The following is a 9,574-nucleotide window of genomic DNA, read 5'->3' as shown; positions in this document are numbered from 1 at the left end:
TGAAACTGGATCCCAGTGGCAGGACATTGCCATGAAGATAAGTGAGATGTTCACAATTATCGTCTCGCAAAAAAATAAAAACACTTTGGTCTACTGTCCCAGCCCCAGTATCCGAAAACAAGTAAATTCCAGGACTAGAAACGCGGGAGCGGACAAAACCCTGTACATTGGCGCTAGCCTCGGGGTAGATAAAGCATGCATCCTTAACTGTGAGGTCCTCTTTCTCGCTGATCTTGGTCAGTAACCTTTCGACTTCTGCAACATCGACAACCGGATGCCCGTTGAGATCGTCCATGAGAACCCATGCCTCAAAAAGAACCTGGTTATACAGTCGATTCACCTCTGGACGTTCGGCATCAGCCACAGGGACAGCGAGATTCACCGCAACATAGTCATCCGCACGCATGCCAAAGCTCGGAAGTCGTTGTCTCACCTGTCCCCGGATCTCACCGAAGGCACCAGCCAGGAAATATACAGCACAGTTGCGAACGAATGCGGCCAATTGATTTACGTCCGATTCCCCGAGGGCATTCCGATATGGATCTAGCACAGGATCATGCCACTGACGTAGAGCGACCTTTTCAAGCGCATGCTTCAGGTGATACAGTCCGTTCGCGTGATAGTCGGACCCAGGATTTTCGACGTGGCTGAGTTTTCCATTTCTCATCAATAACACACTTGAGATTAGGAAGGGATGCTCCATGCGTTCAGATCCAGCGGGCAGGTAAACCCACGCCTTGTTGGTAATTACGTCTCGACATACACACTTGGAATACGCAGTCCCAAAATCAAACCCGATCTGGACGAAATACGGCTCGCGCTCCGAACTGCTTTTTCGTCCAACCTCAACCTGTGGCACTGAAACCGTTTTCGCCTGTTGCGGAGGAGAATAGGTAGCTATGTATTTCTCGCTCTTTTTTACAAAGAGCTTTTCCTTAAGTCTCTGAAGAAAACCCTTCCAATTGCTCATGGATTTTTCACTGGTTCTGTGTTGCGGGCGTCCCAATCACCTGGAAGACACCAGCAGCCACGGGCGACTGTTCCATGTCGACCTTGGATTTCTCATTTAGTTCCCGAAGCCGCTGCTCCTTGTTCTCCTTTGCAGTTCGGAGTAAGCCCTCTGCTGGGCGAATCATTCTATCATCGCCCCTTTTTTGTCGTAAGGTCTCCAGGCGCTGCTCGTGTTCAGTGATGCGTCGGTCGAAGATGGCCCGGACACGCTGAGTCTTAATTTGGTGGATAGTATCGTTCTCTGCCTGGAACTCCTCCACTGCTAACGAAAACTGCTCTGCCAAGCTTTCCTCCAATGCATCATGGGCATGGGACAGAGCCTCTCGGTCGCAATCCACATAGTCCCAGTCGCCTCCTTTGCGAAGCAGGTGCTGAATGAAGGCCTCAGATTCTTCCGGTGGATAGTTCGCACAGTCCGCAAGCGACCGCACTCCATAAGCAAGCCTTTCCTTCGCGTAAAGACCCTTCAGCTTCCAACGCTCGATCCTGTAGCAGTAATCACCAGGCTTCAAATCGGGATGGCTGATCCGTACTGCTGACAGGTTAAAAAAACTGTGCGCGCGGTCGTGGTTAACCTTTGTGATCCAGCGGATTAACGGAGAGAGATGGTTGATGAAATAGATGCCGGATCGCTGGTTGAGTGGGAGACGTTGCAGCACCTCCCGGCGGAAGGTAATACTGAACTCGCGTTGCCGGAGCGGACGCGCACTCAGAGATCGGTCCCCGCCGATGAAATCCCCCAGCGATGAGCGGGCTTCTTGGATCAGCCGGATTCGGAGGCAGCCGTCAAGGGGTGTGTTGTGATTGACTTCACAGCCCTGAAATTCTCGCTCAAAGAAATCGGTTAGATAGTCCTCCAGTTCGTCTGGCTGGAGATATCGGCCTTTCTCCCGGTCCTCCTCGATCTTGTGTTGAACGTAATCAGAAAAGGCGATGAGCACGTCTTCTGATTCTTCGAGCGCCTGGATCTGCAGAAGCCGAGAGTGAATCACGCGCTCGGTTTGCTCCATTAGCCGCAGTTCCTCCCCTGCCGTCAATTCTTTGCTTAGGAGTTCCACAGTCAGCTGTTGCACCTCTCGGCCAATCACGGCTTCGAGGTCTCCGAGACTGTTGGCGAAGCGTTCAAGCTTGGAATGCAGACGATCGTAGAGCCGCTCCTCAATAGTATCCTTGACCTTGAAGTTGACCACGGAGATACGTTTTGCCTGCTGTCCAACGCGGTCGATGCGTCCGATCCGCTGCTCGACTCGCATGGGGTTCCAGGGTAGGTCGTAATTGGCAAGCACCCGGCAGAACTGGAGGTCGATCCCCTCGCTGCCAACCTCGGACGAAAGCAATACCCTGGGGCCACGCGGATCCTTGAACCGGTCGATCTCCTCCCAACGTTGTTCGTTCGGCACGCCGCCGTGGATTACGGTTACGCTAACTCCATCTGACATCAAGCGGCGTCTCAGATAACTAAGCGTGGGGCGGTAGTAAGCGAAGACAATGACCTTCTCGTCAGGCACCACTTCAACGAGCATCCGGCGCAGTTGGTAATACTTGCTGTCATTCTTTTCGAAGTCATAGGCAAGGAGCCGACTAATCTCTGACACGCCAAGCTCCTCTTTTTGGTCCTCGTTGAAGAGATCGTCAAAAACTTCTTCGCCCATAGCCTCATCAAACAGGTCCTGGACTTCCCCAAACCGCCCATCCCGGATCTCTTGCGCCAGCACCGGCAGGCAGCTCGCGGCACGCAATTGCAGGCCCAGTACCTGAAAAACGTGAAAGGGTCGACTGTCCTGGCGGCATCTCCGTCGGACGATTCCAAGGATCGCTTTATAGAGGGACATCTCCTCGGAGGAGTACTCAACACTCAGGACCACTGGGTCCCGCATGGGTCGGTTTTCCTTCACCTGGACTCGCCGGGTTCGGTTCACGTAACTCCCCAAAAGATTTAGCTTCTCAGCAAGGTCCTGGCATCTTGAAAGCTGCGCTTTGTCATCTGGATTGAGTTGTTCAAGTGTTTCAAGAAACTGCCTGAACAGGGGTGACTGGCTGATGAACCGGCTTGAACCCATCCCGACAACGGCCTGCTTTAGGAGGACCATGTCTATAGGGGTGCGTGCCAAAGCATTTCCTGCCTGTACAGCTGGACGGTTTGCTTGGAGCAATTCCTCGAACATCCCATGTGACTCGAAAAAGCTCTCATCCACAAGGCGGAGCAGACTGTGGAGATCGGTATTACTATTGTTCACCGGCGTAGCAGAGACACAGAGAACCGAGCTGGCAGCAATCGCCAGGCTCGCACCGAGATGGAATGTTGCTGTCCCCGGAGTTCTCATATAGTGAGCTTCATCGAAAATTACCATGTCGAAAGGATCATAGCCCAATGACCAGTGACGCAGCTCACGCAGGAACGCCGTTTTTTCAGAACCACCAAGTTCCTCCTCTGGATGCTCTTTTAGTAGACGCACCTCATTTTTTGGAGGACGAAGTCCTGTATAAGTGGCTATTAAGATAAAAGGATGTCCAGGCCCATTGGACTTAAGATCGGAGACTTCGCGCTGCAACTCCACGAAATCGACGATTCGCGCGTCAAACATAAACTTAGTACGAAGTTCCTCCCGCCACTTCTCGGCTAGGATCTTCGGGCACACCACCAGCAGCCTTTGCGCCTGACGGCGAGCCTGCAGTTCCATCCAGATCAGGGCAGCCTCTATTGTTTTGCCAAGACCTACCTCGTCCGCGATAATCAGCCGCTCGGTAGGTGAGTTGATGAACTTTAGGACAGGTTTGAATTGATAGGGATAAAAATCGATCTGTGCCGCTTCCATCGAGTAGATTACCTCATGAAGCGTACCTTTGAGCTTTTCATATGTGATAAGACGCTGAAGATCCCGGACCTTACCAAAATGCCCTCTTCGCAACTGCTCGACCATTGAGCCTGGAGGCGGTATCGCATCCAGAGAAGACAGCGGACGATAACTGGTTCCGCCACCGGGATAAAATAGCTGCACCATAATGTGCGGACCTGCTTTGCGCCATTTGCCAGTGTATTGGCCTGGCTGGCCGGGATTGTGCCGGTCGATCACCCAATCGCCAGGTGAAAAAGGAATGTCGCACTTGGTAGGATCAGGACACATATTCTCAGCTCAGAATGGATTCGTGATTACTTAGGATTCCGTCCTTTTCTCTAAAAGAAGCCATGTGTCTCCGAGGGCAGGTTTGGCACTACAACTGCCAGCTTCATTCTTCATGCATTCACCCATTCTTGCGAAAGCACCTCCGCTTGCTCCAGGACAGTCTGTGTTGCTTTTTCCTGTTTGTCAGGCGGATAACCGTACTTCCTTAAGATTCGTTTCACAATAACGCGGAGCTGAGCGCGCACATTTTCTCGCATGGTCCAATCAATCGTCACATTCTTCCGCACCGTTGCAACCAGCTCCCGTGCAATAGTACGAAGGGTGTTGTCCCCCAGCACTTTCACCGCACTGTCATTAGTCTCCAGTGCATCATAGAAGGCAAGCTCCTCCTCGGACAAATTTAGCGCTTCGCTCCGTGTGTCCGCCTGCCGCATCTCTTTTGCAAGTGCAATTAATTCCTCTATCACCTGTGCGGCCTCGATCGCCCGGTTTTGGTAACGCCGGATCGCCTGCTCCAGCATCTCGGCGAATGATCGAGCCTGGACTACGTTCTTACGCCCGCGAGCCCGAATCTCTCCAGCAAGGAGCTTTCTGAGAAGCTCTACGGCCAGATTACGCTGGGGCATTGAGCGGACCTCAGCAAGGAACTCATCGGAGAGAATCGAAATGTCAGGTCTTTTGAGGCCTGCGGCCGAGAAGATATCAACAACCCCTTCAGGAGCGACAGCCCGGGATACGATCTGCCGGATCGCGTGATCGAGCTCCTCCTCAGGCCTCATTTCACTTGGCGCGCGTTTTGACAGTACGGCACGAACGGCCTGAAAGAAGCCGACATCGTTGCGGATGTTTAGAGCCTCTTCATGTGGAACCGCTAAGGCGAACGCCTGGGATAATTCCTGCACCGCCCGTTGGAAGCGTTCCTTTCCTTCTACCTGTGCAAGGATGTGCTCCTGTGCCGGTGGAAGGACTGACACGCGTTCCTCTGGAGAACCGGAAACCCACTTGGACCAGTTAAAGCCGTGGAACAGGCCGTAACAGATTTCATACTTCTCAAGCATGAGCGCAACTGCTTCCTCCTGGTCGATTGCAGTCTTCCCGGTTCCTCCGCTCTCGGTGTAAGTGGCGAGAGCCTGTTTGAGTTCGTGTGCCAACCCGAGATAGTCCACGACAAGCCCGCCAGGCTTATCGTGGAACACACGATTGACACGGGCAATTGCCTGCATCAGGCCATGCCCGCGCATTGGTTTGTCGACATACATCGTGTGCAGTGACGGGGCGTCAAAGCCCGTAAGCCACATGTCGCGCACCATCACCATCTTAAGCGGGTCTTTCGGATCACGAAACCGGTTGGCAAGCATCTCGCGGCGTTGCTTGTTGCGGGCGTGCTGGGCCACTCGCGGGCCTTCCGACGCATTCCCTGTCATGACAACCTTGATTGCTCCTTTGTCGTCCCCTACGTCAAACCATAACGGTTGGAGCTTCACGATCTCATCATGTAAATCCATACAGATACGCCGGCTCATACAGACGATCAGGGCTTTTCCTTCCATTGCCTCAAGCCGCTCTTCGAAGTGCGAGACAATGTCTTGAGCAACAACTTTCAGCCGCTTCTCGGCCCCGACAATTTTCTCAAGCTGTGCCCACTTCGTCTTAAGTTTTTCCTTCCGCTCGATCTCCTCACCCTCGGTGACTTCCTCAAAATCCGGGTCAATTTTTGGCCTCTGGGACTCATCCAGCTCAAGCTTCGCCAGCCTGCCCTCGTAATAGATGGGAACCGTCGCTCCATCGTCTACCGCACGCTGGATATCGTAAATGCTGATATAGTCTCCAAACACTGCCCGGGTATTCTTATCCGTAAACTCAATTGGTGTGCCGGTGAATCCGATAAAGGAGGCATTCGGCAGCGCATCCCGCATGTGCCGTGCATAGCCGTCAATGAAATCATACTGACTGCGGTGGGCTTCGTCGGCGATCACGACAATGTTTCGCCTTTCGGAGAGCGCGGGGAGGTGATCGCCTTTTTCCTCGGGGAGAAACTTCTGAATTGTTGTGAAGATGACACCTCCAGCTTCAACACGCAGCTTCTCGCGCAAGTCAGCCCGGTTCTCCGCCTGTGCCGGAGGTTGGCGCAATAGTTCCTGGCATCGCGAGAAGGTCCCAAAGAGTTGATCGTCAAGGTCGTTGCGATCTGTGAGAACAACGATGGTCGGGTTCGCCATCTCCGGCTGGCGGATGATGCGGCCAGCATAGAAAGCCATGGTCAGGCTCTTCCCTGATCCCTGCGTATGCCAGACGACGCCAATCCTTCGATCTCCGGGTTTGCCACCGTGTTCAGGCCTTGTCTCATAACCGCCCGGTGGTTCCGCAACCCGACGGGCCTCCTCGCGTAATCGCGCAGCACGCAGAGTTTCCTCCGCCGCTATTTTTACAGCATGGAACTGATGGTAGCCGGCCAATTTCTTAACGAGCGCACCACCAGAATCCTCGAATACAATGAAATCGCGAAGCAGATCAAGGAACCGCCGCTTCTCTAAAATTCCTTCTAACACGACCTGCAGCTCGGGCAAGTGGGGATCGGCCAATGACTCACCTGAGATCGTCCTCCAGGGCTTGAACCACTCCCGACCTGCCGTAAGCGTGCCTATGCGTGCTTCCATACCATCGGAGACGACAAGCATCTCATTGAAGCTGAAGAGACTTGGCAACTCACTCATGTAAGTCTGAAGCTGTTGAAAGGCTGTCCAGATGGTGGCGTTCTCGTCGGCAGGGTTCTTGAGTTCGATGATCACAATCGGGAGGCCGTTAATGAATAACACTACGTCAGGCCGACGGGTATGCTTGTTTTCGCTAACGGTGAACTGGTTGACGGCAAGCCAGTCGTTATTATCAGGGTCTTCGAAATCGACAAGTCGAGCTTGTGCGCCCGCTATGGTCCCATCGGGACGCTTGTATTCGACCGTCACCCCATCAATCAGCAAACGATGGAAGGCGCGGTTGCGCGCCTCCAGTGTCGGTCCTTCAGGCCGGATGATCTTGCGGAATGCATCTTCGAGGGCCTCAGCCGGAAGCTGCGGGTTGAGGCGTGCGAGCCCCTGACGCAGGCGGTCTCCCAGAACCACCTGATCATAGTCAGCCCGTTCCGCCCAGAGCTCCCCGGGCCCAATGTGAGGCCCATGTTTCACGACCCAGCCAAGGCTCTCCAGCCAAGCGAGGGCGGCATCTTCCACGGTAGATTCGGTGAATTGTCTCATGACCTTTTTCTCTGCTGCCGCTCGCGGTAAAGGCGCTCCGTGAAACCACCTTCATTAAGAAATTGTTGTTCGAGTTTCTGTAACTGCCGCCCCAACAAATAACTCGCCTGATTAATCAGGCAGATGATTGTGTTCGCTGCCACCTCTGGCGAAGACGAGGCAATGCAGTAGGGGTCAGACCCGTCGGACAGGTCAGACCTGTCCGACGGGTCTGACTTGTACTTCCCCCTCACCGCCAGCGCCTCCGGCGAGTCCTTGTTCCAGAGGCGCAATCCACGCTGGCGCAAGAAGTCCTCATAGTCCAGTAGCAATTCCTCAAGGCTGGCCCTGGCCACGCCGGTGAGTTTGAGTTCGGTCTTCTTCGATGTGGCGGACGCCATGCTGCCCTCGGTCACGCCGAAGGCGTGATTCTGCACGCAACTGCGCGCACTGAAAGCTGCGCAGCTTACGGTACCCGCCGTGCGGCGGGATCAAATCACGGTCTTTGTTCATCAGCTTTTCCCCACAATCTTTTCCGCATCCTTCAACCGCAGCTCGCCAGTGATGAGCTTGGGCATCAGTGTGTCGCGCAGGGCGGCGAGTGTACGGGATTCACGTTTGTTTGCGTAGGTCTTATCAAATAGCGGCTTAACTTGTCTGTCGAATCCTTCTATCACGTTAGATTGGGGCGAGACCTGCAAGTTCATATATGCGAGATTGCGGTTCAACCCAGGTACCGCGGAGTCCGCTCCGAGTGAAGCCAGGTCATGCCCAAGAAGCGCGTAATAAAGAAAGTGGAGGCTTCCGCATTCGTTTTTCGGTACGACGTAGAACGTTGTGTCTATTGCGAAAAAGTCCGTTGGCGCCCAGGTTACAATGCCTGGGTTACCCTTCCGCCCCACGATGATCCCGGGACCATCGACAAGTTTCTGATCGTGCCAACCGACCTGACCGTTTGAACCAAAAACCGGGATCGACCCGACACGGCGGTTTTCTTCCTTGAGCGCCTTGCCATATGCAAGCTCGATAATGTCTCCAAGTCGTTGGACCTTCCACCCTCTCGGAATATCTCCCAACTCCGAATCCTCGAAGCTGTCAGGGAAGAGGTCCCACAGGCGGGCGGGGAGGCAGGGTAGGTTTTCGCCTTTTTTCCAGTGGCCCTCCATTTTAGCGCGGACGGGATCGAAGTTTACAAACCACGACTTAAAGATTGGTTGTGCGATAGCCTCCAATGTATCATTCATCCGCCGGTTCAGTTCGATCTTGTCGTCCAATGTGCCGAGGATGTGGGCAATGGCACGTTGTTCGGGGAGGGGCGGCAGTGGAATCTCAATCGTACGCAGATATGTCACCGGCTGAGCGATTGATGGAACGCCGACCTGAGACGTATTAGCAAGGAGCTTGTGCCTGCCCTCAGGTGTATTGAAATAGTAAACGACAAACTCAGGTATTACACGTTGACGGTTACATCGCATATAGAACTGGCGCTGAGAAATGACATAACGTTCGTATTCCGAGCTTTCTGGAATGTACGAAACCTGTCCAATGTTACCAGCGTGAGTGAAAATAATGTCGCCTTTTTGCACATTAGCGTTCTTAAGGCGATTTGCGTGTTCTGGGCTCAGGAAGTTGAATCCGGATGTCTCATCAAGCCTGAAACCGTGAAGGTGTTGACCACTAATGACAGGCACGCCCTGCGCTACAAATGTCTCGACTTTAATCGAAGAACCAAACGGCCCCATCGCGACCCTTTCGGCGACTTCATCGATTGTTGCGGTGTCCCACTCACCCCCCATACCTCAACTCCTTCGGCTTTGTTTCGATTGCATTTTACATCTTGTCCATTCTGCCATGATCACCTATTGCCGACCTCTTTGACCTTTTCCTCGAGGAAACGCTGGATTTGCTCTTTCTTGGGGAGTTCGAGTTGGTACTTGGAGACGAACAGTTTGTTGTCCATCCCTGCAAGGGCGTACTCAACAAGAACATGGTCTTTCTGGGTGCAGAGCAGAAGGCCAACAGGCGGGTTATCGCCATCGCTCATCATGTTTTTGCGGTACCACGTCACGTAAGTGTTAATCTGGCCGATGTATTCATGTTTGAATTCATCCAACTTTAATTCTACTAAAACATGACACTTAATAACCCGATGGTAGAAAACCAAATCGACAAAGCCATGGGTTTTACCGATGAGAATACGCTTCTGTC

At 53.3% G+C, this 9,574-nt stretch carries 6 protein-coding genes; all 6 read right to left on the bottom strand.

Annotation, left to right across the window (positions count from 1 at the left end; translation table 11 throughout):
- The coding region (locus QME66_11780) for a hypothetical protein (protein MDI6809644.1) at positions 1-970 on the bottom strand (970 nt) is incomplete at its 3' end.
- A gap of 7 nt (positions 971-977) precedes the next feature.
- On the bottom strand, positions 978-4,136 hold the full coding sequence (locus QME66_11775; GenBank protein ID MDI6809643.1) for an SNF2-related protein: 3,159 nt from the start codon (positions 4,134-4,136) through the stop codon (positions 978-980).
- Positions 4,137-4,246: 110 nt separating this feature from the next.
- Positions 4,247-7,387, bottom strand: coding sequence for a type I restriction endonuclease subunit R (locus QME66_11770; protein MDI6809642.1), 3,141 nt, complete (start codon positions 7,385-7,387; stop codon positions 4,247-4,249).
- A complete protein-coding gene (locus QME66_11765; protein ID MDI6809641.1) occupies positions 7,384-7,767 on the bottom strand; it encodes a four helix bundle suffix domain-containing protein in 384 nt (127 codons plus the stop codon). The genes QME66_11770 and QME66_11765 overlap by 4 nt, the downstream gene beginning before the upstream one ends.
- 111 nt (positions 7,768-7,878) lie before the next feature.
- A complete protein-coding gene (locus QME66_11760) occupies positions 7,879-9,162 on the bottom strand; it encodes a restriction endonuclease subunit S (protein MDI6809640.1) in 1,284 nt (427 codons plus the stop codon).
- A 59-nt stretch (positions 9,163-9,221) separates the two neighbouring features.
- The coding region (locus QME66_11755; GenBank protein MDI6809639.1) for a PDDEXK nuclease domain-containing protein at positions 9,222-9,574 on the bottom strand (353 nt) is incomplete at its 5' end.

The sequence above is a fragment of the Candidatus Eisenbacteria bacterium genome (genome assembly GCA_030017955.1).
Lineage (GTDB): Bacteria > Eisenbacteria > RBG-16-71-46 > JASEGR01 > JASEGR01 > JASEGR01.
Note: the sequence above shows the minus strand (reverse complement) of the source record. Positions and strands in the feature narration are given on the sequence as shown.